35 protein-coding genes and 1 pseudogene are annotated in these 24,307 nt (G+C 68.7%); 34 read left to right on the top strand and 2 right to left on the bottom strand.

Annotated elements, in window-relative coordinates; all coding sequences use genetic code 11:
- Nucleotides 1-2 precede the first annotated feature (2 nt).
- From rplP to rplQ, 19 genes are all read left to right on the top strand, one after another.
- Nucleotides 3-431 carry a 50S ribosomal protein L16 gene (gene rplP, locus ACK41C_RS20550; protein WP_409658556.1) on the top strand — a complete coding sequence of 143 codons (429 nt, stop codon included), beginning with the start codon at nt 3-5 and terminating at the stop codon, nt 429-431.
- Nucleotides 431-625, top strand: a complete 195-nt coding sequence (gene rpmC / locus ACK41C_RS20545) for a 50S ribosomal protein L29 (RefSeq protein ID WP_409658553.1) — start codon at nt 431-433, stop codon at nt 623-625. The genes rplP and rpmC overlap by 1 nt, the downstream gene beginning before the upstream one ends.
- 12 nt (nt 626-637) lie before the next feature.
- Nucleotides 638-886, top strand: coding sequence for a 30S ribosomal protein S17 (gene rpsQ, locus ACK41C_RS20540; RefSeq protein WP_409658550.1), 249 nt, complete (start codon nt 638-640; stop codon nt 884-886).
- Nucleotides 887-900: 14 nt separating this feature from the next.
- On the top strand, nt 901-1,269 hold the full coding sequence (gene rplN, locus ACK41C_RS20535; RefSeq protein WP_409658547.1) for a 50S ribosomal protein L14: 369 nt from the start codon (nt 901-903) through the stop codon (nt 1,267-1,269).
- A complete protein-coding gene (gene rplX / locus ACK41C_RS20530; RefSeq protein WP_409658544.1) occupies nt 1,269-1,583 on the top strand; it encodes a 50S ribosomal protein L24 in 315 nt (104 codons plus the stop codon). Before rplN ends, rplX begins: the two co-directional genes overlap by 1 nt.
- On the top strand, nt 1,576-2,133 hold the full coding sequence (rplE, locus tag ACK41C_RS20525; RefSeq protein WP_409658541.1) for a 50S ribosomal protein L5: 558 nt from the start codon (nt 1,576-1,578) through the stop codon (nt 2,131-2,133). Before rplX ends, rplE begins: the two co-directional genes overlap by 8 nt.
- Before the next feature lie 22 nt (nt 2,134-2,155).
- The gene (rpsN, locus tag ACK41C_RS20520; protein ID WP_409658538.1) at nt 2,156-2,461 is read left to right on the top strand and encodes a 30S ribosomal protein S14; all 306 of its coding nucleotides are present in this window, start codon (nt 2,156-2,158) and stop codon (nt 2,459-2,461) included.
- A 9-nt stretch (nt 2,462-2,470) separates the two neighbouring features.
- A complete protein-coding gene (gene rpsH, locus ACK41C_RS20515) occupies nt 2,471-2,866 on the top strand; it encodes a 30S ribosomal protein S8 (protein WP_409658533.1) in 396 nt (131 codons plus the stop codon).
- A gap of 1 nt (nt 2,867) precedes the next feature.
- Nucleotides 2,868-3,401, top strand: a complete 534-nt coding sequence (gene rplF, locus ACK41C_RS20510; protein WP_409658530.1) for a 50S ribosomal protein L6 — start codon at nt 2,868-2,870, stop codon at nt 3,399-3,401.
- A gap of 3 nt (nt 3,402-3,404) precedes the next feature.
- On the top strand, nt 3,405-3,761 hold the full coding sequence (gene rplR / locus ACK41C_RS20505) for a 50S ribosomal protein L18 (RefSeq protein ID WP_409658527.1): 357 nt from the start codon (nt 3,405-3,407) through the stop codon (nt 3,759-3,761).
- Between the two features lie 10 nt (nt 3,762-3,771).
- The gene (gene rpsE / locus ACK41C_RS20500; protein ID WP_409658524.1) at nt 3,772-4,374 is read left to right on the top strand and encodes a 30S ribosomal protein S5; all 603 of its coding nucleotides are present in this window, start codon (nt 3,772-3,774) and stop codon (nt 4,372-4,374) included.
- Between the two features lie 3 nt (nt 4,375-4,377).
- Nucleotides 4,378-4,557 (top strand): 50S ribosomal protein L30, encoded by a 180-nt coding sequence (gene rpmD / locus ACK41C_RS20495; RefSeq protein WP_409658521.1) that lies wholly within the window; start codon nt 4,378-4,380, stop codon nt 4,555-4,557.
- A gap of 126 nt (nt 4,558-4,683) precedes the next feature.
- On the top strand, nt 4,684-5,169 hold the full coding sequence (gene rplO / locus ACK41C_RS20490) for a 50S ribosomal protein L15 (protein ID WP_409658518.1): 486 nt from the start codon (nt 4,684-4,686) through the stop codon (nt 5,167-5,169).
- Nucleotides 5,170-5,298: 129 nt separating this feature from the next.
- Nucleotides 5,299-6,645 (top strand): preprotein translocase subunit SecY, encoded by a 1,347-nt coding sequence (gene secY, locus ACK41C_RS20485; protein WP_409658515.1) that lies wholly within the window; start codon nt 5,299-5,301, stop codon nt 6,643-6,645.
- A gap of 58 nt (nt 6,646-6,703) precedes the next feature.
- Nucleotides 6,704-7,276, top strand: a complete 573-nt coding sequence (locus ACK41C_RS20480; RefSeq protein WP_409658512.1) for an adenylate kinase — start codon at nt 6,704-6,706, stop codon at nt 7,274-7,276.
- Nucleotides 7,277-7,469: 193 nt separating this feature from the next.
- On the top strand, nt 7,470-7,838 hold the full coding sequence (gene rpsM / locus ACK41C_RS20475; protein WP_409658509.1) for a 30S ribosomal protein S13: 369 nt from the start codon (nt 7,470-7,472) through the stop codon (nt 7,836-7,838).
- A gap of 13 nt (nt 7,839-7,851) precedes the next feature.
- Nucleotides 7,852-8,241 (top strand): 30S ribosomal protein S11, encoded by a 390-nt coding sequence (rpsK, locus tag ACK41C_RS20470; protein ID WP_056018114.1) that lies wholly within the window; start codon nt 7,852-7,854, stop codon nt 8,239-8,241.
- A 74-nt stretch (nt 8,242-8,315) separates the two neighbouring features.
- Complete coding sequence (locus ACK41C_RS20465) at nt 8,316-9,332, top strand: DNA-directed RNA polymerase subunit alpha (RefSeq protein WP_409658506.1); 1,017 nt, start codon at nt 8,316-8,318, stop codon at nt 9,330-9,332.
- Nucleotides 9,333-9,599: 267 nt separating this feature from the next.
- Nucleotides 9,600-10,016, top strand: coding sequence for a 50S ribosomal protein L17 (gene rplQ / locus ACK41C_RS20460; protein ID WP_409658503.1), 417 nt, complete (start codon nt 9,600-9,602; stop codon nt 10,014-10,016).
- A gap of 64 nt (nt 10,017-10,080) precedes the next feature.
- On the opposite strand, the gene ACK41C_RS20455 is transcribed toward rplQ, so the two are convergent.
- The gene (locus tag ACK41C_RS20455; protein ID WP_409658500.1) at nt 10,081-10,737 is read right to left on the bottom strand and encodes a dihydrofolate reductase family protein; all 657 of its coding nucleotides are present in this window, start codon (nt 10,735-10,737) and stop codon (nt 10,081-10,083) included.
- Between the two features lie 136 nt (nt 10,738-10,873).
- Here ACK41C_RS20455 and ACK41C_RS20450 point away from each other — a divergent pair, with 136 nt between their 5' ends.
- The 11 genes and pseudogenes from ACK41C_RS20450 (at nt 10,874) to ACK41C_RS20400 (ending at nt 19,941) form a co-directional block, all read left to right on the top strand.
- The gene (locus ACK41C_RS20450; RefSeq protein WP_409658497.1) at nt 10,874-12,109 is read left to right on the top strand and encodes an ectonucleotide pyrophosphatase/phosphodiesterase; all 1,236 of its coding nucleotides are present in this window, start codon (nt 10,874-10,876) and stop codon (nt 12,107-12,109) included.
- A 76-nt stretch (nt 12,110-12,185) separates the two neighbouring features.
- Nucleotides 12,186-12,680, top strand: coding sequence for a VOC family protein (locus ACK41C_RS20445; RefSeq protein WP_409658494.1), 495 nt, complete (start codon nt 12,186-12,188; stop codon nt 12,678-12,680).
- Nucleotides 12,681-12,682: 2 nt separating this feature from the next.
- Nucleotides 12,683-13,141: a VOC family protein gene (locus ACK41C_RS20440; protein ID WP_409658491.1), complete on the top strand. Its 459-nt coding sequence runs from the start codon at nt 12,683-12,685 to the stop codon at nt 13,139-13,141.
- Between the two features lies 1 nt (nt 13,142).
- The gene (locus tag ACK41C_RS20435; protein ID WP_409658488.1) at nt 13,143-13,586 is read left to right on the top strand and encodes a VOC family protein; all 444 of its coding nucleotides are present in this window, start codon (nt 13,143-13,145) and stop codon (nt 13,584-13,586) included.
- On the top strand, nt 13,577-13,912 hold the full coding sequence (locus ACK41C_RS20430; RefSeq protein ID WP_409658485.1) for an ArsR/SmtB family transcription factor: 336 nt from the start codon (nt 13,577-13,579) through the stop codon (nt 13,910-13,912). The genes ACK41C_RS20435 and ACK41C_RS20430 overlap by 10 nt, the downstream gene beginning before the upstream one ends.
- Nucleotides 13,909-14,376 (top strand): SRPBCC family protein, encoded by a 468-nt coding sequence (locus tag ACK41C_RS20425; protein ID WP_409658482.1) that lies wholly within the window; start codon nt 13,909-13,911, stop codon nt 14,374-14,376. The genes ACK41C_RS20430 and ACK41C_RS20425 overlap by 4 nt, the downstream gene beginning before the upstream one ends.
- Nucleotides 14,291-15,738 (top strand): annotated as a pseudogene (locus ACK41C_RS20420) (TCR/Tet family MFS transporter). Before ACK41C_RS20425 ends, ACK41C_RS20420 begins: the two are co-directional and overlap by 86 nt.
- A 117-nt stretch (nt 15,739-15,855) precedes the next feature.
- Nucleotides 15,856-17,271 (top strand): Do family serine endopeptidase, encoded by a 1,416-nt coding sequence (locus tag ACK41C_RS20415; protein WP_409658479.1) that lies wholly within the window; start codon nt 15,856-15,858, stop codon nt 17,269-17,271.
- Nucleotides 17,272-17,313: 42 nt separating this feature from the next.
- Nucleotides 17,314-18,624 carry a replication-associated recombination protein A gene (locus ACK41C_RS20410; protein ID WP_409658476.1) on the top strand — a complete coding sequence of 437 codons (1,311 nt, stop codon included), beginning with the start codon at nt 17,314-17,316 and terminating at the stop codon, nt 18,622-18,624.
- Nucleotides 18,621-19,376 carry an RluA family pseudouridine synthase gene (locus ACK41C_RS20405; RefSeq protein ID WP_409658474.1) on the top strand — a complete coding sequence of 252 codons (756 nt, stop codon included), beginning with the start codon at nt 18,621-18,623 and terminating at the stop codon, nt 19,374-19,376. The genes ACK41C_RS20410 and ACK41C_RS20405 overlap by 4 nt, the downstream gene beginning before the upstream one ends.
- 76 nt (nt 19,377-19,452) lie before the next feature.
- Nucleotides 19,453-19,941: a CC0125/CC1285 family lipoprotein gene (locus ACK41C_RS20400; protein ID WP_409658471.1), complete on the top strand. Its 489-nt coding sequence runs from the start codon at nt 19,453-19,455 to the stop codon at nt 19,939-19,941.
- On the opposite strand, the gene ACK41C_RS20395 is transcribed toward ACK41C_RS20400, so the two are convergent.
- Nucleotides 19,938-20,657 carry a hypothetical protein gene (locus ACK41C_RS20395; protein ID WP_409658468.1) on the bottom strand — a complete coding sequence of 240 codons (720 nt, stop codon included), beginning with the start codon at nt 20,655-20,657 and terminating at the stop codon, nt 19,938-19,940. The two genes, ACK41C_RS20400 and ACK41C_RS20395, sit on opposite strands and share 4 nt — an antisense overlap.
- A 180-nt stretch (nt 20,658-20,837) precedes the next feature.
- Here ACK41C_RS20395 and ACK41C_RS20390 point away from each other — a divergent pair, with 180 nt between their 5' ends.
- The 4 genes from ACK41C_RS20390 to ACK41C_RS20375 form a co-directional block, all read left to right on the top strand.
- Complete coding sequence (locus ACK41C_RS20390) at nt 20,838-21,821, top strand: RluA family pseudouridine synthase (protein ID WP_409658465.1); 984 nt, start codon at nt 20,838-20,840, stop codon at nt 21,819-21,821.
- Nucleotides 21,822-21,887: 66 nt separating this feature from the next.
- Nucleotides 21,888-22,616, top strand: a complete 729-nt coding sequence (locus ACK41C_RS20385) for an ATP12 family chaperone protein (protein WP_409658462.1) — start codon at nt 21,888-21,890, stop codon at nt 22,614-22,616.
- A 92-nt stretch (nt 22,617-22,708) separates the two neighbouring features.
- Nucleotides 22,709-23,767 (top strand): BON domain-containing protein, encoded by a 1,059-nt coding sequence (locus ACK41C_RS20380; protein WP_409658459.1) that lies wholly within the window; start codon nt 22,709-22,711, stop codon nt 23,765-23,767.
- A gap of 42 nt (nt 23,768-23,809) precedes the next feature.
- Nucleotides 23,810-24,307 (top strand): aminoglycoside phosphotransferase family protein (locus ACK41C_RS20375; RefSeq protein WP_409658456.1); only part of this gene is annotated, 498 nt, incomplete at its 3' end.

The raw sequence follows: 24,307 nt of genomic DNA, 5'->3' as shown, positions 1-24,307 counted from the left end.
CCATGCTGTCTCCGAAGAAGACCAAGTACCGTAAGCAGTTCAAGGGCCGGATCCACGGGACCGCCAAGGGCGGCCACACCCTGAACTTCGGCTCCTACGGCCTGAAGTCGGTGGAGCCCGAGCGCATCACCGCGCGTCAGATCGAGGCCGCCCGCCGGGCCATCACGCGTCAGATGAAGCGTCAGGGCCGGGTGTGGATCCGCATCTTCCCGGACGTGCCGGTCACCGGCAAGCCGGCCGAAGTGCGGATGGGCTCCGGCAAGGGCTCGGTGGACTACTGGGCCGCCCGCGTCCATCCGGGCCGGATCATGTTCGAAATCGACGGCGTTCCCGACGACATCGCCCGCGAAGCCCTGCGCCTCGGCGCGGCCAAGCTTCCGGTGAAGACCCGCATCGTCACCCGGATCGACGCCGGCGTGGAGCACGCGTGATGAAGATCGACGACATCCGGGCGATGAGCCCCGACCAGCTCGCCGAAGCCCTGCTGAACCTGAAGAAGGAGCAGTTCAACCTGCGCTTCCAGGCGGCGACCGGCCAGGTCGAGAAGACCCACCGCTTCGACGAGGTCCGCAAGGACATCGCGCGGATCAAGACCGTCCTGCGCGCCAAGCAGGCCGCGGCTTAAGGAGAGGACGTAATGCCGAAACGAATTCTCGAAGGCGTCGTCGTCTCCGACAAGGGCGACAAGACGGTGGTGGTGAAGGTCGAGCGGACCTTCCTGCACCCGGTGCTCAAGAAGACCGTGCGCCGGTCGAAGAAGTATCACGCCCACGACGAGGGCAATGTTTACAAGGCCGGCGAGGTCGCCCGCATCATCGAATGCGCGCCCAAGTCGAAGACCAAGACCTGGGAAGTGCTGCCTAAGGGCGGCGCCCAGCAGGCCTGAGGGGAATCTGACCCATGATCCAGATGCAGACTAACCTCGATGTCGCCGACAATTCCGGCGCTCGTCGTGTGATGTGCATCAAGGTGCTCGGCGGAGCCGGGCGCCGTTACGCCAGCGTCGGCGACAAGATCGTCGTCTCCGTCAAGGAAGCCATTCCGCGCGGCCGCGTGAAGAAGGGCGACGTGCTGCAGGCGATCGTCGTGCGCACCAGCCAGGCGATCAAGCGCAAGGACGGCTCGGTGATCCGTTTCGACAAGAACGCCGCCGTCATCGTGAACAAGCAGAGCGAGCCGATCGGCACGCGGATCTTCGGCCCGGTTCCTCGCGAACTGCGCGCCAAGAACCACATGAAGATCATCTCGCTCGCCCCCGAGGTGCTGTGATGGCCGCGAAGATCAAGAAGGGGGACCGCGTTGTGGTCCTCGCCGGCAAGGACAAGGGCCGCGAGGGCCAGGTCCTGCAGGTCATGCCCAAGGAGAGCCGCGTGGTGGTCCAGGGGCTGAACATGGTTCAGCGCCATACCCGCCCGAGCCAGATGGATCCTCAGGGCGGCATCAAGAACAAGGAAGCGCCGATCCACATCTCGAACGTGGCCGTCGTCGATTCCAAGGGGAAGCCGACCCGCGTCGGCTTCCGCGTCGAAGGCGACAAGAAGGTCCGTTTCGCCAAGACGACCGGCGAGGTGATCAATGGCTGAGCAAGCTTACGAGCCGCGGCTTAAGACCGAATATCGCTCGCGCATCCGCGCGGCGATGAAGGACAAGTTCGGCTACACGAACGAAATGCAGATTCCCAAGCTGGACAAGATCGTCCTGAACATGGGGATCGGCGAAGCGGTGGCGGACTCCAAGAAGGTCCAGTCGGCCATGGCCGACCTGGCGGCGATCGCCGGCCAGAAGCCGGTGCCGACCCGCGCGCGCAACTCCATCGCCGGCTTCAAGCTGCGCGAAGGCATGGTGATCGGCGCCAAGGTCACCCTGCGCAAGGACCGGATGTACGAGTTCCTGGACCGCCTGATCACGATCGCCCTGCCGCGCGTGAAGGACTTCCGGGGCCTGAAGGCCACCTCGTTCGACGGCCGCGGCAACTACGCCATGGGCCTGAAGGAGCACCTGGTGTTCCCGGAGATCAATTACGACCAGATCGACCAGATCTGGGGCATGGACATCATCGTCGCCACGACTGCGAAATCCGACGACGAAGCTCGCGAGCTTCTTCGGGAATTCCAGTTCCCGTTCAACGCGTAAGACGAGCGGGAAGGAAGAGACAATGGCTAAGAAGAGCGCCGTCAACCGCAACGAACGCGTCAAGAAGCTCGTTGTGCAATATGCCGCCAAGCGCGACGCCCTCAAGGCGATCGCCAACGACGAGAGCCTGCCGCTGGAGGAGCGCTTCGAGGCGCGCCTCAAGCTCGCCGAGCTGCCGCGCAACTCCTCGAAGGTGCGCATCCGCAACCGCTGCGAGGTGACGGGCCGTCCGCGCGCCTATTACCGCAAGCTGAAGATGAGCCGGATCGCCCTGCGCGAACTCGGCTCGAACGGCCAGATTCCCGGCCTCGTGAAGTCGAGCTGGTAGGAGGGGCCCATGGTGAACGACCCCGTTGGCGATATGATCGCCCGCATCAAGAACGCCGCGACCCGCGGCCGGTCCAAGGTCTCGACCCCGGCGTCGAAGATGCGCGCGCGCGTCCTCGACGTCCTGGCCGAGGAGGGCTACATCCGCGGCTATCAGCTGGTCCAGAAGCCGGGCGCTTTCCCGGAGTTCGAGATCGAGCTGAAGTACTTCGACGGCCAGCCGGTGATCGTCGAGATCAGCCGCGTCTCCAAGCCGGGCCGTCGGGTCTATTCGTCGATCAAGGACCTGAAGCCGGTGAAGAACGGCCTCGGGATCTCGATCCTGTCGACGCCCAAGGGCGTCATGTCCGACACGGCCGCGCGTGACGCGAACGTGGGCGGCGAAGTGCTCTGCCGGGTCTACTAAGATGTCGCGGATCGGAAAGAAGGCGGTTCCCGTCCCCGCCGGGGTGACGGTGACCATCGAAGGCCAGACGGTGACGGTGAAGGGCCCCAAGGGCCAGCTCGCCTGGACCGTGGCCGAAGAGATCGAGGTCAAGCAGGAGGGCGCCGAGCTGCTGCTCTCCAAGCGCGAGGACACCACTCGCGCCCAGGCGATGTGGGGCCTGTCCCGCACCCTGGTGAACAACATGGTCGTGGGCGTGACCCAGGGCTATGAGCGGACCCTCGAACTGGTCGGCGTCGGCTACCGGGCGGCGATGAAGGGCAATGCGCTCTCCATGCAGCTCGGATTCAGCCATGAGGTGGACGTGCCCCCGCCCGCGGGGATCTCCTTCGCCACCCCGAAGCAGACCGAGATCAAGATCAGCGGCATCGACAAGCAGGCGGTCGGCGAGATCGCCTCGAAGATCCGCCGGCTGCGGCCCCCGGAGCCCTACAAGGGCAAGGGCGTGCGCTACGCCGGCGAGACCGTCCGTCGCAAGGAAGGCAAGAAGAAGTAGGCCATGGCTCTCAAACCTCGCGACATCGCCAAGCGGCGCGCCGAGCGCACCCGCATCCGCCTGCGGTCGGTGGCGAACGGTCGGCCGCGCCTGTCGGTCTTCCGCTCGTCCAAGAACATCTACGCCCAGATCATCGACGATGAGCGCGGCGTGACCCTGGCCGCGGCCTCCACCCTGGAAGGCGACAAGCCGGCCAAGGGCTCGGACAAGGACGCCGCCGCCCGCGTGGGCGCGCTCGTCGCCCAGCGCGCCATCGAGAAGGGCGTCAAGGACGTCGTCTTCGATCGGGGCGGCTACATCTATCACGGCCGGGTCAAGGCCCTGGCGGACGCCGCGCGCGAAGCCGGCCTGAACTTCTAGGGATAAGCTGATGGCTCGTGGAAACGAACAACGCGGCGAAGGCGGCGGACGGCGGGGCCGGGACCGGGGCGCGCCCGTCGAGGAACGCGCCGATTCCGACATCGTCGAGAAGCTGGTCCACATCAACCGCGTCGCCGCCACCGTGAAGGGCGGCCGCCGGTTCTCGTTCGCCGCCCTGATGGTGGTGGGCGATCAGAAGGGCCGCGTGGGCTTCGGTCATGGCAAGGCGCGCGAAGTGCCGGAAGCCATCCGCAAGGCGACCGAAGAAGCCAAGAAGTCGATGATCCGCGTGCCGCTGCGCGAAAGCCGCACCCTGCACCACGACGGCGCCGGCCGTTGGGGCGCGGGCAAGGTGATGGTCCGTTCGGCCCCTCCGGGTACGGGCGTCATCGCCGGCGGTCCGATGCGGGCGGTGCTGGAAACCCTCGGCGTCCAGGACGTCGTGGGCAAGTCGGTCGGCTCGTCCAACCCCTACAACATGGTTCGCGCCACCTTCGAGGCCCTGAAGGCCCAGTCCTCGCCCCGCCAGGTGGCGGCCAAGCGCGGCAAGAAGGTCGCTGACGTCCTCGGCCGCAAGGGCGAGGCCGCGGCCGCCGCCGCCGACGGAGAATAAGACATGGCCAAGGTCACCGTTCGTCAGACGGCGAGCCCGATCCGCCGCACCAAGGACCAGCGCGCCACCCTGGCGGGCCTGGGCCTGAACAAGATCGGCCGCGTGTCGACCCTGGAAGACACCCCCGCCGTCCGCGGGATGATCGCCAAGGTCGCCCACATGGTCGAAGTGGTCGAGAACTAAGACACTCCCGCCCGCTCCGCCCTTTCGCCGATCTCCAGTCCGGCGGGGGGCGGGGCGGGCGTTTCCCCTTTCAAGCCGAGTCGGGCCCTCGCGCCCGGCGACAGATCTCCCAAGGAGAGGCGTCACATGACCAAGCTCAACGAACTTTCCCCCCGCGAAGGCTCCACCAAGAACCGCATGCGCGTCGGCCGCGGCCCGGGCTCGGGCAAGGGCAAGACCGGCGGCCGCGGCGTGAAGGGCCAGAAGTCCCGCACCGGCGTCTCCATCGGCGGCTTCGAAGGCGGCCAAATGCCGCTGCACATGCGCATGCCCAAGCGCGGCTTCAACAATCCCTTCGCCAAGGAGTTCGCGGAAGTGAACCTGTGGCGCATCGAACAGGCGATCGCCGCCGGCAAGCTCGACGCCAAGAAGGCCATCGACGGCGCGGCCCTGGTCGCCGCCGGCGTTCTGCGCCGCGAGAAGGATGGCGTGAAGCTGCTCGGCAAGGGCGAGCTCAAGTCCAAGATCGACATCACCGTCCATTCCGCCTCGGCCTCGGCTAAGGCCGCGGTCGAAAAGGCCGGCGGCAAGGTGACGACCACCGCTCCGGCCGCGGCGCAAGCCGAGGGCTGACCCCCGTCCGCTCGTCCCCGCCGGCGACCGGCGGGGAGGGGCGGCCAGAACGCCTCCGGCCGTCGCGCCGGATGACAGGCGCCCGGCCGTCCCCTACATACGACCGGTCCCGACTCTCAGGGGAAGTACATGGCCTCGGCCGCTGAACAGCTCGCAGCCAATATGAACTTCGGCGCCTTCCAGAAGGCGTCGGAGCTCCACAAGCGCATCTGGTTCACCCTGGGCGCTCTGATCGTCTACCGTCTGGGGACCTACATCCCGATCCCCGGCATCGACCCCGTGGCCTTCGCCAACGCCTTCTCGGGCCAGAGCCAAGGCATCCTGGGCATGTTCAACATGTTCTCGGGCGGCGCCGTCGAGCGGATGGCGATCTTTGCACTCAACGTGATGCCCTACATCTCGGCCTCGATCATCGTCCAGCTGCTGGGCGCGGTCTATCCGCCGTGGGAGAAGCTGCGGAAGGAGGGCGGCGAGGCCGGGCGCAAGACGCTCAACCAGTACACCCGCTACCTGACCGTCGTGCTGGCGGTCTTCCAGTCCTTCGCCATCGCTACGGGGCTACAGGCCACGGCGGGCCTGGTGGTCAATCCCGGGATCTTCTTCATCGTCTCGACGGTGGTGACGCTCACCGGCGGCACGCTGCTCCTGATGTGGATCGGCGAGCAGATCACCAGCCGGGGCGTGGGCAACGGCATCTCGCTGCTGATCTTCGCCGGCATCGTCGCGGTCTTGCCGCGCGGCATCTGGCAGCTGTTCACCATGACCAGCACCGGGTCGCTCTCGGCCTTCGCCATGTTCGCCATCATCATCCTGGCGATCGTGGTGGTGTTCGCCATCGTGTTCATGGAGCGCTCGCAGCGCCGCCTGCTGGTCCAATATCCCAAGCGCCAGCAGGGCAACCGCATGTTCGGGGGCGACACCTCGTTCCTGCCCCTGAAGATCAACACCGCCGGCGTGATCCCGCCGATCTTCGCCTCGTCCCTGCTGCTGCTGCCGACCACGGCCATGGGCTTCCTGGCGACCGCCGACCTGCCCCCCTGGGCCCAGTGGCTGCCGGGCCTGGTCGCCCAGCTTCAGCACGGTCAGCCGGCCTTCATGGTGCTCTACGGCGCCCTGATCATCTTCTTCTGCTTCTTCTACACCTCGGTGGTGTTCAATCCCGAGGACACGGCGGAGAACCTGCGCAAGTACGGCGGCTTCCTGCCGGGCATTCGGCCCGGCAAGCGGACGGCGGAGTACCTGGATTACGTGCTGACGCGGCTGACGGTGATCGGCGCGGCCTACATCACCATCGTCTGCCTGATGCCTGAGGCGCTGATCGGCTTCTACAACGCGCCCTTCTATCTGGGCGGCACCTCGATCCTGATCGTGGTGAGCGTGACCATGGATACGGTCACCCAGATCCAGTCGCACCTCCTGGCGCACCAGTACGAAGGCCTGATCAAGAAATCCAAGCTTCGCGGACGCGGACGCTAAATAAGGGCCGCATGCTTTTCGAGCCGGCGCGGGGGACGCCGGCGGGGAGGGGAGAACCATGAACTTGATCCTGTTCGGGCCGCCGGCGGCGGGGAAGGGAACTCAGGCCAAGCGGCTGGTGGAAAGCCGCCGCATGGTCCAGCTTTCCACCGGCGACATGCTTCGCGCCGCCATCGCTTCAGGCTCCGAATTGGGCAAGCGCGTGGAGGGCGTGATGCAGCGGGGGGAGCTCGTCACCGACGAGATCGTCATCGCCTTGATCGAGGAGCGTCTCCCGGAGGCCGAGGCCGCCGGCGGGGCCATCTTCGACGGCTTCCCGCGGACGCTCGCCCAGGCCCAGGCGCTCGACCTGATGCTGCAGGGTCGGGGATCCAAGATCGACCTCGTCGTCCGCCTGAAGGTTGACGACGAGCAGCTGCTCCAGCGCGTCGCGGGCCGATTTGCCGAATCGGGCCGGCCCGACGACAACCCGGACAGCTTCAAGGTGCGGCTCTCGGCCTACAACGACCAGACCGCGCCGCTGCTGCCCTACTACCAAGGCCAGGGAAAGCTGGTGGAGGTGGACGGCATGGGCTCCATCGAGGCGGTCGCCGCCGCCATCGACGAAGCCTTGGCCGGAGCCGGGCGGTAGGACGAAGGAACTTGCGGTCGCGGGGCCTTAAAAAGGTTCAAATTCCCGCGATTGCGCCATTGACGGAAACGCAACGTTCCCTATAACGGTGCGCTTCCGCGAAAGGGCGCGAAGGACGTGCCGGCCTTCCCATCCGGGATTCTGGGGCCGGGGCGCCGTTCGCGCTTCTCTGCGTGACCAGGAGATTCAACGCGTGGCCCGTATCGCTGGCGTCAACATTCCCACGAACAAGCGCGTCGTCATCGCGCTGCAGTGCATCCATGGCATCGGCGCTGCGAAGGCGCGCGAGATCGTGGGCAAGGTCGGCATCGAGGACGCTCGCCGCGTCAATCAGCTGACCGACGCCGAGGTGCTGCAGATCCGCGAGACCATCGACCGCGACTACATGGTCGAAGGCGACCTGCGCCGCGAAACCGCGGTGAACATCAAGCGGCTGATGGACCTGGCCTGCTACCGCGGCCTGCGTCACCGCAAGGGTCTGCCCGTCCGCGGCCAGCGCACCCACACCAACGCCCGCACCCGCAAGGGCCCGGCCAAGCCGATCGCCGGCAAGAAGAAGTAAGAGAGCTTAGTCGATGGCCAAGGAACCGGCGCGCGTCAAACGCCGCGAGCGCAAGAACATCACCTCGGGCGTGGCGCACGTGAACGCCTCGTTCAACAACACCATGATCACCATCACCGACGCGCAGGGGAACACCATCTCCTGGTCGTCCGCCGGCATGATGGGCTTCAAGGGTTCGCGCAAGTCGACCCCGTACGCCGCCCAGATGGCGGCCGAGGACGCCGGCCGCAAGGCCGCCGAGCACGGCGTGAAGACCCTGGAAGTGAACGTCTCGGGCCCGGGTTCGGGCCGGGAATCGGCCCTTCGCGCTCTTCAGGCGGTGGGCATGACGATCACCACCATCCGCGACGTGACCCCCATTCCGCACAATGGCTGCCGGCCGCCCAAGCGCCGGCGCGTCTGAGTACTGAAGTACCGCAATATCCCTGAGCCGGACCGCGTGAACCGCGTCCGGCCTCCTGCGTTCGAGGGACACCTGTGATCGAAAGAAACTGGAACGAGCTCATCCGTCCCGAGAAGCCGCTGATCGAGACCGGCGCCGACGCCAGCCGCAAGGCGCGTCTGGTGGCCGAACCCCTCGAGCGCGGCTTTGGCGTGACGCTGGGCAACAGCCTGCGCCGCGTCCTGCTCTCCTCGCTGCAAGGCGCCGCCGTGACCGCCGTGCAGATCGACGGCGTGGTGCACGAGTTCTCGTCGCTCGAGGGCGTCCGCGAGGACGTCGTCGACATCGTGCTGAACATCAAGCAGATGGCCCTGCGCATGCATTCGGAAGGTCCGAAGCGCATGACCCTGCGGGCCACCGGCCCGGGCGCCGTGACCGCCGGCCAGATCGAGGTGTCCTCGGACATCGAGATCCTGAACCCCGACCACGTGCTCTGCACCCTGGACGACGGCGCCACCGTGCGCATGGAGTTCACGGTCAACAACGGCAAGGGCTATGTGCCCGCCGAGCAGAACCGCCCCGAGGACGCCCCGATCGGCCTGATCGCCGTCGACAGCCTGTTCTCGCCGGTCAAGCGCGTCGCCTATCGCGTCGAGCCCACCCGCCAGGGCCAGAGCCTCGACTACGATAAGCTGATCATGGAAGTGGAGACCAACGGCGCGGTTTCCCCGGTGGACGCGGTGGCCTACGCCGCCCGCATCCTGCAGGACCAGCTGCAGATCTTCATCACCTTCGAAGAGCCGAAGAAGAAGGTCGAAGGCGAGGCCAAGCCGGAACTGCCGTTCAACCCGGCCCTGCTGAAGAAGGTGGACGAGCTCGAGCTCTCCGTCCGCTCGGCCAACTGCCTGAAGAATGACAACATCGTCTATATCGGCGACCTGATCCAGAAGACCGAGGCGGAGATGCTCCGCACCCCGAACTTCGGCCGCAAGTCGCTGAACGAGATCAAGGAAGTGCTCGCCGGCATGAACCTGCATCTCGGCATGGACGTGCCCAACTGGCCGCCTGAGAACATCGAAGAGCTGGCCAAGAAGTTCGAAGACCAGATGTAACAAGGCCCCAAAATTCGCCCGGCGAATTTTGGATACTAAAATTAGAGCACGTTCGGGCGGCGGAACCGCAGACACTTCCGCCTAACGTGCTCGGTGCGCCGACTCCGGGCCGCCTCGGCGGCCAGGGCCTGATGAAGCCGCAACAGCGGTGGAGGGCTCCGGCGCTTCGTGTTGACCCAGGCGGGAGCAGGCTGGGATTGATCAGGCAAGGACGATTTCGCTGCACAGCGGGGCGTCCAGCGGGCCAGGCGGCCCAGGAGATATGAGATGCGTCACGGCAAAGCCCACCGCAAACTGGGCCGGACGACCGCCCACCGCACCGCGATGTTCGCCAACATGGCGGCGAGCCTGATCAAGCACGAGCAGATCGTTACCACCCTGCCCAAGGCCAAGGAACTGCGCCCGATCGTCGAGAAGCTGGTGACGCTCGCCAAGCGCGGCGATCTGCACGCCCGCCGCCAGGCGATCAGCCAGGTCCGCGACGTCGAGCAGGTCGGCAAGCTGTTCTCCACGCTCGGCCCGCGCTACGCCGCCCGTCAGGGCGGCTACGTCCGCGTGCTGAAGGCCGGCTATCGCTATGGCGACAACGCCCCCATGGCGGTGATCGAGTTCGTCGACCGCGACCCGGCCGAAAAAGGCAAGGATTCCGGCCCGGTCCAGGTCTCGGCCTTCGGCGACGAATAAGGCCCGCGGACACGCCAAAGATCTTAAAGCCCCGGACGCGACGTCCGGGGCTTTTGCATTGGGGCTATCCCTCGCGCCGCATCCGCTCGCGCCGGGCGAGCTCGGCCTCGGTCGGCTCTTCCAGGGCGAAGGAGCCGAGGGGCACGGCGCCCGCCGGAAGATAGGTGGCGATGGTCACGCCGGTGGTCGAGACCTTGCTGTCGGCCAGGGTCAGGGCGAAGGCCGGCAGGCCCTCGCCGAACAGCTTCTTGCCGCGCCCCAGCACCACGGGGAAGGTCATCAGCCGGAACTCGTCCACAAGGCCCGCGGCGATCAGGGCCTGCAGGAGCTGGCTGGAGCCTTGAGTGAGCAGGACCGGGCCTTCCGCCTGCTTCAGTCGCGTCACCTCGGCGACGGGATCATGCAGGGCCTTGGAGTTGGCCCAGGTCAGCGGCGCGGCGGAAGAGGTGGCCACATACTTGGTGCAGGCGGTGAAGGCCTCGCCGATCGGGTCGTCCGTGACATAGGGCCAGTGGGCGGCGAAGATCTCGTAGGTCTTGCGGCCCAGCAGCAGGTCGAAGGGGCCGCCGAAGATATCCATGGACTGGCCCATGATCTCGTCCCAGTAGGTGGCGGTCCAGCCGCCCTGGGTGAAGCCGCCGGTGGGATCCTCCTCCGGTCCGCCCGGCGCCTGCATGACTCCGTCCAGCGACACGAACGCGGCGGCGACGACTTTCCTCATCTCGATGTCTCCTGTTGCTCGGCGGCGCGCCGCCCCTGCGCCGGAACGACGAACGAACCGGCCGCATCCCGACACTTGGCGCGGAGAATAGGCGCGCCGGAGAGGAATCGTCGCGAAACGAGGCTAGTCTGCCCAGATGCGGTCCTCGATCCTCGATAGCGCCCTGGCGCTGGTTTTCGCCGTCTTGCTGCTCGCCGGTTGCGCGCATGCGCCGGAGCCGCCCCCTGGGGTGCGCACGCCGGTGATCCTCATCTCCATCGATGGGTTCCATCCGGACTATCTGCAGCGCGGCCGGACGCCGGAGCTCGCCCGGCTGGCGGAGGAGGGGGCGTTCGGCGCCATGCGGCCCTCCTTCCCGTCCAAGACCTTCCCCAACCACTACACCCTGGTCACGGGCTTGCGCCCCGACCGGCATGGGATCGTCGACAACACCATGGAGGATCCGACGATCCCCGGCGTCACCTTCCGGCTCTCCAACCGGGATGCCGTGACCGATCCGCGCTGGTGGAACGACGCCACCCCGATCTGGGTGAGCGCCGAACGGGCCGGCGTGCGCTCGGCGACGATGTTCTGGCCGGGCTCGGAGGCCGCTATCCAGGGCGTGCGCCCCAGCCGCTGGATGGTGTTCGACCAGTCCATGCCGGCCGACCGCCGGACCGACCAGGTGCTGGCCTGGCTGGACCTCCCGAAGGAGGAGCGCCCGGCCTTCCTCACCCTCTATTTCGACGAGGTGGACACGGCCGGCCACGTCGGCGGGCCGAACTCGGCCCAGCTGGACGAGGCCCTGGAGCGCACCGACGCCGCCCTCGGGCGGCTGGTCGCGGGCTTGAAGGCGCGAGGGATCGCCGCCGACCTGGTGATCGTCTCCGACCACGGTATGGCCGAGGTTTCGGCCGAGCGGGTGATCTATGTCGACGACCTGCTGCCGCCGGCCGCCGGCCGCACGCTCGGTCTCGGTGCCTTCATGACCTACTACCCTGCGCCAGGGCGCGAGGCCGAGGTCGAGGCCGCACTGATCCGCCCGCACGAGCGGATGCAATGCTGGCGCAAGTCCGAGATCCCGGCCCACCACCACTATGGAACCCATCGCCGGGTGGCGCCGATCTTCTGCCTGCCGCAGACGGGCTGGGAAATCACCACCCGCGCCAGGATCGCCGGATGGGGTCTCTCCGGCGGCAACCATGGATTCGACCCGCAGTCGCCGGAGATGCGCGCCCTCTTCATCGGTCACGGACCCTCTTTCCGTGCGGGCGCCCGCGTCGCGGAGTTCGACAATGTGGATGTCTATCCGCTGCTGGCTCGGCTGCTAGGCGTTCGGCCGGAGCCCCACGACGGCGATCTGGACGAGCTTAGGGCCGCCTTCGCCCGTTGAGGCGCTACGACGGGAGCGCGGCGCGCGGGGTTGACGAGATAATTGCAATATGAGTTAAATATTCTGGATAATGGAAATGAATGGGCTGCGCCGCATGGATAGGGCTGCAATCACACCGACCGCCTTCTATCGCGATCCGATGGCCGCCCTGCATTGGTTGGAACGGGCGTTCGGCTTCGAAACCGTCCTGTTGCTGACGGACGACGAAGGGCGCGTCGGCCACGCCGAAGTGGCTTTCCGCGGCTGTCACATCGGGATCGGCGGCGAGTGGGCTGGACCCCAGCTTGGCGGCGCGGCCATGAAGAGCCCGGCCTCCGTGGGCGGCGCCGGCACCCAGTTCATGTGGGTGGAGCTGGCGGAGGGGATTGACGACCATTGTCAGCAGGCGAGGGCCGCCGGAGCGAAGATCGTCGCTGATCCGGAGGACCAGTTCTATGGCGCGCGCACCTACCGCGCCCACGACCTTGAGGGGCACGTCTGGAACTTCCGCCAGGAGTTGCGCCACGTCTCCAACGCGGAAATGACGGCCGCCACCGGGCTGAAGGTGCGCAACAGGCTGCAGGAGGTGTGACCATGGACGACAGATCCCAGCTGCCCACCATCGGACCGGTGCTCTGGTACCGCGATCCGCGCGCGGCCATCGCGTGGCTGGAGAAGGCGTTCGGCTTCGAGACACGAATGGTCGTCGACGACGGGGCGGGCGGCGTCCTCCATTCCGAACTCACCCTGGGCGACGGCTACATCATGGTGGTCGGGCCGCCGAAGGACAGTTCCGTCAGCCCCGCAGCCTTCGGCGGCCGGGCGACGCAGTCGGTGCATGTGCAACTGAGGGAAGGGCTGGACGCCCGCTGCGAGCAGGCGCGCGCCGCCGGCGCCGTCATCGAGCGGGAGCCGGAGACCCAGCCCTATGGCGACCGGGTCTTCACCTGCCGCGACCTGGAGGATCACCCCTGGTCTTTCGGCCAGACCGTGCAGGCAATGACCCCAGAGGAAATGGCCGCGGCGACCGGCCGCAAGATCGAGGCGAACTGACATGCCTGGCTTCCGTTCCGCACTGTTCTACCAGGACCCCCGGGCCGCCCTGGCCTGGCTGGAGAAGGCGTTCGGCTTCGAGCTCTCCATGCTGCTGGAGGACGCGGAGGGCAATGTCGCCCACTCCCAGATGACCTTCGGCGACGGCGTCGTCATGATCGGCCAGGAGTGGAGCGCCGATCATCGGAGCCCCAAGTCGCTGGGCGGGCGCAACACCCAGACGGTGTCTATCGAGATCGACACCGACCTCGACGCCCACTGCGAGCGGGCGCGCCAGGCCGGCGCGGAGATCCTCGCCGAGCCGGAGACGCAGTTCTACGGCGACCGCACCTATCGCTGCCGGGACCCGGAAGGGCACATCTGGACGGTGTCCCGGACCGTCCGCTATGTCACCCGCGAAGAGGCGGAAGCCGCCAGTGGGCTGAAGATCACCGGATGGCGATGAACGCGGCGGCCGTCGACCGCACCCTTGCAGCCCTCGCCGAGCCCAACCGCAGGCGCGCGGTGGAGCTGTTGGCCCGAGGGCCGCGCCCCGCCGGCGAACTGGCGCGGGAGCTCGGGATCTCGGCGCCGATGATGAGCCGGCACCTGAAGGCCCTGCGCGAGAGCGGCCTTGTCGAGGAGTCTCATCCCGCCTTCGATGCGCGGGTGCGCATCTACGCCCTGAGGCCCGAACCCATGGTCCATCTCCTGCGATGGTTGGAGGAGAGCGAGCAGCTCTGGACCGAGCAGCTCGCCGCTTTCAAGGCCCACGTCGAGCGCGGCGTATGACCTCCAAGGTCTATGTGGCCCTGCGCGTGAAGGCGCTGCCGGAGCGCTGCTTCGACGCCTTCGTGCGCGAAATCGGCGCCTGGTGGCGGCCGAACGGGCTCTTCCAGACGACTCCGCGTGCGCCGGGCCTGCTGGCGTTCGAGCCGAGCGAGGGCGGCCGCCTCACCGAGACGCTCGCCAACGGCAAGGTCTTCGAGATCGGTCGCATCCTCAGTTGGGAGCCGCCGAGCCGGCTGGTTTTCACCTGGCGCCAGGCGAACTTCCCGCCGGATCTTCAGACAGAAGTCGAGGTGCGGTTCGAAGCGGTGGGCGAGGAGACCCGCGTCAGCGTCGAGCACCGCGGCTTCGACCAGGTGCCGGCCGAAAGCGCCGCACGTCATGGCTTCCCCGATCAGGCCCTGCTCATGCGGCTGGCGGAGTGGTGGCAGGTGCTGCTCGCGGCTCACCGTTCCCAGGCGGAATAACGGCGTTGCGCGGGTTCTCTGTTTGTTTCATCTTCCGCCGCTTGGGACGCGGGCGGGCGCGCGAGGGGCGGTCATGAGCCAGGTTTCGGGAGAGGCGGCGCAGAGGTCCTGGGCTCACGCCTTCCGCTTCATCTTCATCGCCGCGGTGATCAACGCCGTCTCGTTCGGCATCATGATCCCGGTCCTGCCCAACCTCATCAAGCAGTTCACCGGCGGGGACACGGCGGCGGCCTCGGAATGGAACGTGGTCTTCGCCACCGTCTGGGGCCTGATGCAGCTCTTCTGCGGGCCGATCCTCGGCATGCTGTCGGACCGGTTCGGGCGGCGGCCCATCCTGCTCGTCTCCCTGGGCGGGCTGGCGATCGATTTCCTGTTCATGGCGCTCGCGCCCAATCTCGCCTGGCTGTTCGTGGGCCGGGTGATCAACGGGATCACCGCGGCCAGCTTCTCCACCGCCAACGCCTATGTGGCCGACGTGACGCCGCCCGACCGCGAGCCAAGGCCTTCGGCTGGATGGGCTCGGCCTTCTCGTTCGGCTTCCTGATCGGGCCAGCGCTCGGCGGCTTCCTGGCAGGCCCCACCTTCGCCGCGATCCTGGGCGAGGAGGCGGCGCTGCGCCTGCCCTTCTTCGTGGCCGCCGGCCTCACCACGCTCAACGTGCTCTACGGGCTCTTCGTCCTGCCGGAATCCCTGCCGCCGGAACGGCGGGTGCAGGCCTTCGACTGGCGCCGGGCCAATCCGCTCGGCGCGCTCGCCTTCCTCCGCAGCCATCGTGACCTGCTGGGCCTGGCCGGCGTCGGCTTCCTCTACCAGCTCGCCCACACCGTGCTGCCGACCATTTTCGTGCTCTACACCGGCTATCGCTACGGCTGGACGCCGGACATCATGGGCCTGACCATGATGGGCACCGGGATCGCCGGGGTGCTGGTGCAGACCCTGCTGGTGGGGCCGGTGGTGGCCCGCATCGGCGAGCGCGGCGCCCTGCTGCTGGGGGCCGCCGCCGGGGCGACGGGGTTCGCGATCTACGGCTTTGCGCCCACCGGCGCGATCTATCTGATCGGCATACCGGTCTTCGCCCTGATGAACTTCGTCCTGCCTGGCCTTCAGGGCCTGATGACCCGCCGCGTCGGGCCGTCGAACCAGGGTCAGCTGCAGGGCGCGAACCAGGGCCTGCAGGGCATCGCCTCCATCATCGGACCGATCCTGTTCGGCCTGACCTTCGCCTGGTCGATTCGGCACGAGGGCGTGCTCCATCAGCCAGGCCTGGCGATCTACATCGCCGGCGGCCTCCTGGCGCTGGCCTGGCTGCTGGCGCTGAAGGTCGGCCGGGCGCCCGAAGCCGCCGCGCAGCCGGCGGGTTAGGCGGAACGGAATCGCCCCAAAGGGCTTCACAAGCGCCGAACCGGCGCTAAATCCGGCCATCAATGCGCCTGAAATCTCGGCAGATTCAGGCGAAGCTTAAGACCGCCTGGAGACCGTATGCGCGCCTACCGCGTCCTGATCCCCGCTCTTGTCGTGCTCGCCGCCTGCTCCGACCCGGCGGCCAAGTCGAACGCTCAGGTTCCGCCCCTGTCCCAGCCCACGCGGTCGAGCCCGACCGACGTGGCGACCATGAAGATGTCCTTCGCCCCGGTGGTGAAGAAGGCGGCGCCGGCGGTGGTCAACATCTCCTCCAAGCGGCTGGTGCGCCAGCGCGACCCGTTCTGGGAGATGTTCGGCCTGGGCGCGCCGCGCCAGGGCGTTCAGAACTCGCTGGGCTCGGGCGTCATCGTCCGCTCCGACGGCATCATCGTCACCAACCACCACGTGGTCGCCGGCGGGCAGGAGATCACCGTGGCGCTCGCCGACCGCCGCGAGTTCCAGGCCCGCATCCTGCTGTCGGACCCGCGTACCGACCTGGCGGTGCTGAAGATCGACGTCGGGAACGAGCGCCTGCCGACACTGGCCATCGACGACTCCGGCGAGGCGGAGGTCGGCGACCTCGTGTTGGCCATCGGCGACCCCTTCGGCGTCGGTCAGACGGTGACCAACGGCATCATCTCGGCCCTGAACCGCACCGCCGATCCCAATGGGGACATCTCCAACGCCTATATCCAGACCGACGCGGCCATCAATCCCGGCAATTCCGGCGGCGCCCTGGTCGATATGGACGGCGACCTGATCGGGGTGAACAGCTTCATCCTCTCGCGATCGGGCACCTCGTCGGGCGTCGGCTTCGCCGTGCCGGCCGCCATCGTGCGGCGGGTGGTGGAGACGGCCGCCGGCGGCGGCGAGCGGGTGGTGCGCCCCTGGCTGGGCGCACGGACCCAGACCGTGACGCCGGAGATCGCCAGCACCCTGGGTCTGTCCGCGCCGCAAGGCGCGCTTGTCGCCGACATCTGGCCGGACGGTCCGGCGGCGCGCGCGGGCCTGCGCCGCGGCGACGTGATCCTCTCCATCGACGGTCGCCCGGCCGCCGACGCCGCGGCCGTGGCCTTCGCCATCTCTTCGCGCCGGCCGGGCGAGACCCTGCAGCTGGGCGTGCGCCGCGAGAACGGCCGGCAGGAGACGCTCAACCTGCGCACCGAAGCGCCGCCAGCCTCGCCCGACCGCGACGAGCAGCGGATCTCCGGCCGCAACCCCTTCGACGGGGCGACGGTCGTGAACCTCTCGCCGGCGGTCGCCGACGAACTGGGCCTCGATCCCTTCCTGGGCCGAGGGGTGATGGTGGCCGGCGTCGGGCGCGGCTTCGCCATGAACGCCGGCCTGCGGCCGGGCGATATCGTGCGGCGGGTGAACGGGCGCGAAATCCGCAACGTTCGCGACCTCGTCTCGGTGGTCGGCTCGGGTTCCGGCGCCTGGCAGGTCACCATCGAGCGGAACGGCCAGGAGATCACCGCCAATTTCCGCACCTGACGACGCCTTTCCCAGGCGCCGGGCGGCTTGCTAGTCTGGACCATGGCCGATCTCTTCGAAGCCGCCGGGCTGACCCCGCACGCGCCAGCGCCGCTGGCCGACCGGCTGCGCCCGCAGCGGCTGGAGGAGGTGGTCGGCCAGGATCACCTGCTCGGCCCCGAGGGGCCGATCCGGCGGATGGCCGAGGCCAAGCGGCTGTCCTCCATGATCCTCTGGGGGCCGCCCGGCACCGGCAAGACCACCATCGCCCGCCTGCTGGCCAAGGAGGCGGGGTACGAGTTCCAGCAGCTTTCCGCGGTCTTCTCCGGCGTGGCGGACCTGAAGAAGGCCTTCGATCAGGCGCGAGTGCGCCGCTCGGCAGGCCAGGCCACCTTGCTGTTCGTCGACGAGATCCACCGCTTCAACCGCGCCCAGCAGGACGGCTTCCTGCCCTTCGTGGAGGAGGGGATCGTCACCCTGGTCGGCGCCACGACGGAAAACCCCTCCTTCGAGCTGAACGGGGCGCTGCTTTCCCGGGCCCAGGTCTATGTGCTCAAGCGCCTGGACGATGAGGCGCTCGGAACTCTCCTCGCCAAGGCCGAGGCGCACGAGGACCGCGAACTGCCGCTGGAACCGGAGGCGCGGGCGGCGCTGATCGCGCTCGCCGACGGGGATGGGCGTTATCTGCTGACGCTCGCCGAGACCCTGTTCAACATCGGCTCGGCCCGGCCGCTCTCCGTCAGGGAACTGGGCCAGATTCTCCAGAAGCGCAGCCCGGCCTACGACAAGGACCGGGAGGAGCACTACAACCTCATCTCCGCCCTGCATAAGTCGATCCGCGGGTCCGATCCGGATGCGGCGCTCTACTGGCTGGCGCGCATGCTGCAGGGCGGGGAGGACCCGCTGTTCATCGCCCGGCGGATGATCCGGGCGGCGGCGGAGGACATCGGCGAGGCCGACCCGATGTCCCTGGTGCTGGCCAACGCCGCCAAGGATACCTACGACTTCCTCGGCAGCCCCGAAGGCGAGATCGCGCTCGCCCAGCTGGTCGTGCATCTGGCGAGCGCGCCGAAGTCGAACGCGGTCTATGCAGCCTTCAAGGCCGCCCAACGGTCGGCCAAGGAGACCGGCTCGCTGATGCCGCCGGCCCATATCCGCAACGCGCCCACGCGGCTGATGAAGGATCTCGGCAGCGGCAAGGGTTACGCCTACGACCACGACGTGGAGGGCGGCTTCTCCGGCCAGAACTACTTCCCCGACGAGATGGAGCCGAAGCGGTTCTACGAACCCAAGGAGGTCGGGACCGAGGCGCGGATCAAGGAGCGCCTCGACCGCTGGCGGGCGATCCGCGCCGAACGGAGCGGCAAGGCGTGAGGGCGCGCGCCGCGGCCAAGGCGCCGGAACCGGTTTCGCTGAGTCCTGAGGAGGTCGCCTTCGTCCGTGGCCTCGTGATCTACGAGGACGCGCAGATCCTGGCCCTGAACAAGCCGGCGGGGCTTTCCAGCCAGGGCGGGCGCGGCCAGGTTCACACCCTCGACGAACTGCTCTGGGCCTTCGCCAGGCCCGGCAAGGCGCGGCCGCGGCTGATCCATCGGCTGGACCGCGACACCACTGGCGTGATCCTGACCGCCAAGACCAAGCCTGCCGCAAGTTTCCTCGGCAAGCGGCTGATGGAGCGGAAGTTTTCGAAAATCTATCGGGCCATCGTCACCCCCGGACCGCCGGAGCGGGAGAGCGGCGTGATCGAGCTTGCGCTTCGCCGCGAAGAGGTAGGGCGCGAAGCCTATATGCGCGTCTGCGCGCCCGACCATCCGGACGCCGAGGCTGCGCGCACGCGCTATCGGACCCTGGCCGCAGGCCCGGCCGCCTCCTTGCTGGAGCTGGAGCCGGAGACCGGTCGGATGCACCAGATCCGCGTGCATCTGGCGGCGCTGGGCCGCCCCATCGCCGGGGACGTCCGCTATGGCGGCGCCCTGACGGTTTCGGGCCGGCCCGTCCCGCGCCTGATGCTGCACGCCCAGGCGCTCTCGTTTCCTCATCCGGATGGGGGACTGAAGCGGATTGAGGCTCCGGCGCCGGCCGACATGGCCGCGCTCGCCGCCGCTCTCGGCGTCGCCGGGCCTTGAGCGGAACGGCGATCCTTGCGCGGTCGTTCTGAAGGCAAGTTCAGGGAGTCTAACGACTTCCGCAGAGGTCTTGAAGATGAAACCGTCCATCCTCGCCATCGCAGGCCTGCTGGCGCTTTCCGCCTGCGCCACCGCGCCCACCGTCTATGCGCCCGCCGCCGGGCCGCAGTCGCCGGGCTATTCGGAGCTGCGGATCGAGCCCGGCCGCTACCGCATCACCTTCCGCGGCGGGGGCGGTGCGCCGGTGGAGCAGGTCGCCGACTATGCTCTGCTGCGGGCGGCGGACCTGGCGCTGGCGGAGGGCTACGACTGGTTCCGGGTGGTGGACCGCGTGACGCGGCAGGCGGCCCCCAATTCGGGGCCGCGGGTCTCCTTGGGCGCGGGCGGGGGTCCGGGGCCGTATCGCAGCGGGGTGGGCGTGGGCCTGGGGACCAGTTTCGACCTGGGCGGCGGCCCTGCGGTGGCCCAGACCATCGAGGTGCTGATGGGGCGGGGCGCCAAGCCCACTGAACGGGACGTCTACGATGCCCGCGAGGTGCGACGCATGGTCGGCGCCAGAGCCTAGGCGGCCTGGGCGCGGGCGGCTTGGCCCCGAAGGCCCGCATGGGTGAAGCCGGCCACCTCGGCGACGGCCAAATAGCCTTCGTCAGGCAGGCCTTGGGCGATCCGCAGCCCTGGCAAGCCGCGAATGCTTTCGACGAATTCCAGCAGGGCGCTCGCGGCTTCGCTGTCATCGGCGGGCAGGTCGTCGCCGTCCAGGGTGAGCCCCTGCAACCGCGCCTCCCGCGGGGGCGGACCGCTCGTTCGGGCCGGCGGCAGGCGCACGAGCACGCCGCGCGCCACGGCGTTGATCAGCCCCGCCACCTCGGTCAGCCGCCCGGCCGGCGTTCCGCGGTCGATGTCCAGGAGTTCGACGATCAGTCGCTTGCGGGCCGCTTCCGCGCCGCCGACGGCGAGGGCCAGGGCGTTGCGGCCCTTGCGGCCGGCCATGCTGCGGAAGGATTGCGGCAGGATCAGCGGCAGGCCGCCGCTCTCGGGCAGGTCGGCGGCGAACGCCACCGCGGCGCGGTCGATGGCCTCGACCTCTTCGTCGGACAGCCTGGCGAAGCTGCGGGCCGGCACGGGGTGGGCGGCCGGGCCCTGGCGGACGCTCGGTTCGAGACGCAGGGCCACCACGCTCTGACGGCCCAGATGAACCACCTGCTCGACCGCGAACTCCGCATGCAGCGCTCGCGGATCTTCGGCCGGCAGGCCGTTGAGCGACTCCATCGCAGCGGTCATGCCATCGCCCCGGAAATCCGAAAAAGGAGAACAACTTAGGCGCGCGTGCTTAATCGCCCCTTGCGCATCCGTATTCCGAGGTGGGACTTCCCGTCGCACCTGCGGCGTCGCATAAGGGCGCATGCAGAAAGTTCGCCCCCCGGCCGCGTTCGCGCGGCGGCATCTCACACGAGCGCCCGCATGAGGGAGGTGCGCACCATCGCGGTGGATCCCGGCGAGGACGGCGTGCGGCTGGACCGCTGGCTGCGCCGGCGCTGGCCGCATCTGACCCAGATCCAGATCCAGAAGCTGGCGCGTTCCGGCCAGATTCGCGTCGACGGGGGGCGGGCCAAGGCCGACCAGCGTCTCGCCGCCGGCGCCATGGTGCGCGTGCCGCCACTGCCGGACGCGCCGAAGCCGGGCGAGGGCAAGCCGGCGCTGGACCCCCGCGACGCGGCCTTTGCGCGTTCCCTCGTGCTTTACGAGGACGAGGAGGTGCTGGCGCTGAACAAGCCGTCCGGCCTGGCGGTGCAGGGCGGCACCAAGACGACGCGCCACGTCGATCGGCTGCTCTCGGCCTGGGGCGAGGGTCTGGATCGGCCGCGCCTGACCCACCGGCTCGACCGCGACACATCCGGCGTGCTGGTGCTCGGCAAGACGCCGGCCGCTGCGGCCAAGCTGTCGGGGGCCTTCGCCCGCCGACGGGCGGAGAAAACCTACTGGGCGCTGGTGGCCGGCGCGCCCAAGCCGCCCGAAGGCGTCCTCGAGCTGCCGCTGGTCAAGAAGGGGGTGGGCGATCGGGAGATGGTGGTTCCCGCCCAGCCGAAAGAGCCGGGCGCCGAGCCTGCCGAGACCGAGTTCGTCACCGTCAGCCGGGCGGCCCAGCGGGTCACCTGGATGGCGCTCCGTCCCCATACCGGCCGCACCCACCAGCTGCGCGCCCACATGCTGGCCATGGGGCACCCGATCCTGGGCGATCCGAAGTACGGCAACGAGGCCTCCGCCGCGCTGTCCGAGGGCCTGAAGCTGCAACTGCACGCCCGCCGGCTGACCCTGCCGCATCCTTCGCGCGGTACGCTGATCCTGGAGGCGCCGCTCAGCAAGGAGATGAAGGCCGGCTTCGAGCGTTTCGGCTTCGACGAACACGAGGCCGACCCGGAGCCGTTCCGCCGCCGGCGGCGGTAAGGGTCGCCGGGGCTTGCGCCTTGCACCGCCAGTCCCCATTCCAGGGCCTCACGCCGCAGGAGACGGATGTTGCAGAAAGGGTTTCACGAGCCGGTCGACAAGCCGCGGAAGTTCTACAAGGACGTCTCCGTGGTCGAGGACGAGGGCGGTTTCGCCGTCAAGCTCGACGGGCGCAACGTGCGCTCGCCGCGCGGCGGCAAGCTGACCGCCCCCACGCGGGCGCTTGCGGATCTGGTCGCAGAGGAATGGGCGGCCCAGACGGACGTCATCGAACTGGCGACCATGCACGTTACCCGCCTGGCCTTCACCGCCCTGGAGGCGATCCCGGACGCCCGGGAAGCTACCGCCCGCCAGGTGGCGCAGTACGCCGGCTCGGACCTGCTCTGCTATCACGCGACCGAACCTGAAGCGCTTGCGCGCCGCCAGGCCGACCGGTGGGGGCCGATGCTGGACCGCGCCGAGCAGGACCTGGCCCTGGTCTTCGTCCGCACCGCCGGCATCGTGCACGCCGAGCAGCCGGAGGAGACCCTGGCCCGCGTGGAAGCCCTGGCTCTCGAGCTCGACGACTTCTCCCTGGCGGGCCTCGCCTTCGGGACCTCGCTGTTCGGATCGGCCGTGCTGGCCTTCGCTCTCCAGCGGCGCTGGCTGTCGGGCGAACAGGCCTGGGAGCTCTCCCGCCTCGACGAGGCCTATCAGGAAGAGAAGTGGGGCGTGGACGAGGAGGCCGCGGAGCGGGCCGAGCGCCTGCGGGGCGAGGCGGCCATGCTGGACCGCTGGTTCGGCGCGCTCACCTGAACGTCACGAAGGTGTAGCGGAACCTGGAGCGCAGCCCCCCGGTTCTCCCGGCAGGTCGCCTTGACCAGCCAAGAAACAAGGGAGAAGCCGCCATGGCCGACAGATGGATGGATGAACGCGAGCGCCGGGATTGGCGGACCTCACGCTATGGGCGCGAGGACGACTACGGCTCCAGCGACTACGCCAATCGCGACTACGCCCTGGGCGACTACGAAAGCGGCTATCGCAGCTTCCAGCCCCGCGAGGAGCGGGGGCCGGTCTTCGGCGAACGGGAAACCGGCGCCGACTATACGGGTCCGCGCTACGGCGCCGGCGGCTATACGGGCTACGGCGACCGCGACTATGGCGGCCGCCATGATGAAGGCCGTGGCGCCTATGGCCGTTACGGCGGCCGGCAGGGCGCGCGGCGCGGCGCGCGCTACTACGGCGACGACGGCCGCACGAATCTCTATCGCGGCGAGTTCACCACCACCTCGCCCAGCGACCGCAGCTATTCCGACTATCGCACCGACCGCGGCTGGCGCGGCGGCTACGATACCGACCGGGACGGCCAGCGGGACTATCAAAGGGTCTATGGTCGGCGCGCCGACCAGGATTGGGAAGGCCGCCGCTACGCCGAGCGCGAGACCTACTGGGATCGCGACCGGGACCACGGGCGCCGGGACCGGGACGGCCGCAACTTCTGGGAACGCGCCACCGACAAGGTCGCCTCCTGGTTCGATTTCGACGAGGACCGCTACGATGGGCGGCACGCCGGCCATCGCGGGCGGGGACCGGCGGGATACAAGCGCTCGGACGAACGGATCAGCGACGAGGTCCATGAGCGGCTGACCGACGATCCCTGGGTCGACGCCAGCAACATCTCCATCAGCGTCTCGGGCGGGGAAGTGACGCTCTCCGGCACGGTCGACGAGCGGGAAGCCAAGCATCGGGCCGAACGGATCGTGGAGGACATTTCCGGCGTCGCCCACGTTCAGAACAACCTGCGGGTCGAGCGCGGCAACCCCCTGACCGGCTCCGGCCGGGGCTTCGGCGACAGCGCCAACGCCGCGGCCATGCGCGACCGCAGCGCGGCCGGAACCCAGGAAGGCGCGACCGGCGACAACGACCTGACGCTGGGCGGGACCGGCAAGGGAAGCCGCACCCAGTAGCCGTCTCGCCCCACATGCGCGCGATCCGCTAAGATCGCGCGCATGTGGGGCAGCTTTCAGCCATGGCTAGACCGATGGGGCCTCGTCCCCGACGGGGAGCCGTTCGAGACGCCGATCACCAGGAGCCGCCTTGCGCCGGTCCGCCAGGGCGAGATTCCGGCGATGCTGAAGCTCGTGCTCAGCGAGTTCGAGCGCGACGGCGGCGCCCTGATGGCCTGGTGGAACGGCGAGGGGGCTGCGCCCGTGCTCGAGCGGGACGACGACGCCCTGCTGCTCAAGCGGGCGACGGGGCGTCGATCTCTGGCCGACATGGCGCGTTCGGTTGACGACGACGAAGAAGCCAGCCGGATCGCCTGCGAAACCGTCGCCCGGCTGCATGCGCCGCGAGATGGGCCGCCGCCAGCCTTGCCGACGCTCGCCGCCCGCTTCGCCGCCCAGGCCGAGCGGGCGGCGGAACAGCGCCGTGACCTCCGGGCCGCCTTGGGGATCTTTGGTGGGATTCTTGGCGCGACACGCGAAACGGTCGTCCTGCGCGGCGGC

It is taken from the genome of Phenylobacterium sp. (assembly GCF_046290725.1).
GTDB lineage: Bacteria > Pseudomonadota > Alphaproteobacteria > Caulobacterales > Caulobacteraceae > Phenylobacterium.
Note: the sequence above shows the minus strand (reverse complement) of the source record. Positions and strands in the feature narration are given on the sequence as shown.

What these genes read in the sequence shown, in the direction of transcription:
- ACK41C_RS20390 (WP_409658465.1), top strand. Translation starts at nt 20,838, where the DNA reads ATGAGGGAGGTGCGCACCATCGCGGTGGATCCCGGCGAGGACGGCGTG.
- rpsN (WP_409658538.1), top strand. Translation starts at nt 2,156, where the DNA reads ATGGCTAAGAAGAGCGCCGTCAACCGCAACGAACGCGTCAAGAAGCTC.
- rpsE (WP_409658524.1), top strand. Translation starts at nt 3,772, where the DNA reads ATGGCTCGTGGAAACGAACAACGCGGCGAAGGCGGCGGACGGCGGGGC.
- ACK41C_RS20440 (WP_409658491.1), top strand. Translation starts at nt 12,683, where the DNA reads ATGGACGACAGATCCCAGCTGCCCACCATCGGACCGGTGCTCTGGTAC.
- ACK41C_RS20385 (WP_409658462.1), top strand. Translation starts at nt 21,888, where the DNA reads ATGTTGCAGAAAGGGTTTCACGAGCCGGTCGACAAGCCGCGGAAGTTC.
- rpmC (WP_409658553.1), top strand. Translation starts at nt 431, where the DNA reads ATGAAGATCGACGACATCCGGGCGATGAGCCCCGACCAGCTCGCCGAA.
- rpsK (WP_056018114.1), top strand. Translation starts at nt 7,852, where the DNA reads ATGGCCAAGGAACCGGCGCGCGTCAAACGCCGCGAGCGCAAGAACATC.
- ACK41C_RS20480 (WP_409658512.1), top strand. Translation starts at nt 6,704, where the DNA reads ATGAACTTGATCCTGTTCGGGCCGCCGGCGGCGGGGAAGGGAACTCAG.
- rplE (WP_409658541.1), top strand. Translation starts at nt 1,576, where the DNA reads ATGGCTGAGCAAGCTTACGAGCCGCGGCTTAAGACCGAATATCGCTCG.
- ACK41C_RS20450 (WP_409658497.1), top strand. Translation starts at nt 10,874, where the DNA reads ATGCGGTCCTCGATCCTCGATAGCGCCCTGGCGCTGGTTTTCGCCGTC.
- rplF (WP_409658530.1), top strand. Translation starts at nt 2,868, where the DNA reads ATGTCGCGGATCGGAAAGAAGGCGGTTCCCGTCCCCGCCGGGGTGACG.
- ACK41C_RS20425 (WP_409658482.1), top strand. Translation starts at nt 13,909, where the DNA reads ATGACCTCCAAGGTCTATGTGGCCCTGCGCGTGAAGGCGCTGCCGGAG.
- rplX (WP_409658544.1), top strand. Translation starts at nt 1,269, where the DNA reads ATGGCCGCGAAGATCAAGAAGGGGGACCGCGTTGTGGTCCTCGCCGGC.
- rplN (WP_409658547.1), top strand. Translation starts at nt 901, where the DNA reads ATGATCCAGATGCAGACTAACCTCGATGTCGCCGACAATTCCGGCGCT.
- rpsH (WP_409658533.1), top strand. Translation starts at nt 2,471, where the DNA reads ATGGTGAACGACCCCGTTGGCGATATGATCGCCCGCATCAAGAACGCC.
- ACK41C_RS20415 (WP_409658479.1), top strand. Translation starts at nt 15,856, where the DNA reads ATGCGCGCCTACCGCGTCCTGATCCCCGCTCTTGTCGTGCTCGCCGCC.
- ACK41C_RS20410 (WP_409658476.1), top strand. Translation starts at nt 17,314, where the DNA reads ATGGCCGATCTCTTCGAAGCCGCCGGGCTGACCCCGCACGCGCCAGCG.
- ACK41C_RS20395 (WP_409658468.1), bottom strand. Translation starts at nt 20,657, where the DNA reads ATGACCGCTGCGATGGAGTCGCTCAACGGCCTGCCGGCCGAAGATCCG.
- ACK41C_RS20400 (WP_409658471.1), top strand. Translation starts at nt 19,453, where the DNA reads ATGAAACCGTCCATCCTCGCCATCGCAGGCCTGCTGGCGCTTTCCGCC.
- rplQ (WP_409658503.1), top strand. Translation starts at nt 9,600, where the DNA reads ATGCGTCACGGCAAAGCCCACCGCAAACTGGGCCGGACGACCGCCCAC.
- rpsQ (WP_409658550.1), top strand. Translation starts at nt 638, where the DNA reads ATGCCGAAACGAATTCTCGAAGGCGTCGTCGTCTCCGACAAGGGCGAC.
- ACK41C_RS20380 (WP_409658459.1), top strand. Translation starts at nt 22,709, where the DNA reads ATGGCCGACAGATGGATGGATGAACGCGAGCGCCGGGATTGGCGGACC.
- rplP (WP_409658556.1), top strand. Translation starts at nt 3, where the DNA reads ATGCTGTCTCCGAAGAAGACCAAGTACCGTAAGCAGTTCAAGGGCCGG.
- ACK41C_RS20435 (WP_409658488.1), top strand. Translation starts at nt 13,143, where the DNA reads ATGCCTGGCTTCCGTTCCGCACTGTTCTACCAGGACCCCCGGGCCGCC.
- ACK41C_RS20445 (WP_409658494.1), top strand. Translation starts at nt 12,186, where the DNA reads ATGAATGGGCTGCGCCGCATGGATAGGGCTGCAATCACACCGACCGCC.
- rpmD (WP_409658521.1), top strand. Translation starts at nt 4,378, where the DNA reads ATGGCCAAGGTCACCGTTCGTCAGACGGCGAGCCCGATCCGCCGCACC.
- ACK41C_RS20430 (WP_409658485.1), top strand. Translation starts at nt 13,577, where the DNA reads ATGGCGATGAACGCGGCGGCCGTCGACCGCACCCTTGCAGCCCTCGCC.
- rplO (WP_409658518.1), top strand. Translation starts at nt 4,684, where the DNA reads ATGACCAAGCTCAACGAACTTTCCCCCCGCGAAGGCTCCACCAAGAAC.
- ACK41C_RS20455 (WP_409658500.1), bottom strand. Translation starts at nt 10,737, where the DNA reads ATGAGGAAAGTCGTCGCCGCCGCGTTCGTGTCGCTGGACGGAGTCATG.
- rplR (WP_409658527.1), top strand. Translation starts at nt 3,405, where the DNA reads ATGGCTCTCAAACCTCGCGACATCGCCAAGCGGCGCGCCGAGCGCACC.
- secY (WP_409658515.1), top strand. Translation starts at nt 5,299, where the DNA reads ATGGCCTCGGCCGCTGAACAGCTCGCAGCCAATATGAACTTCGGCGCC.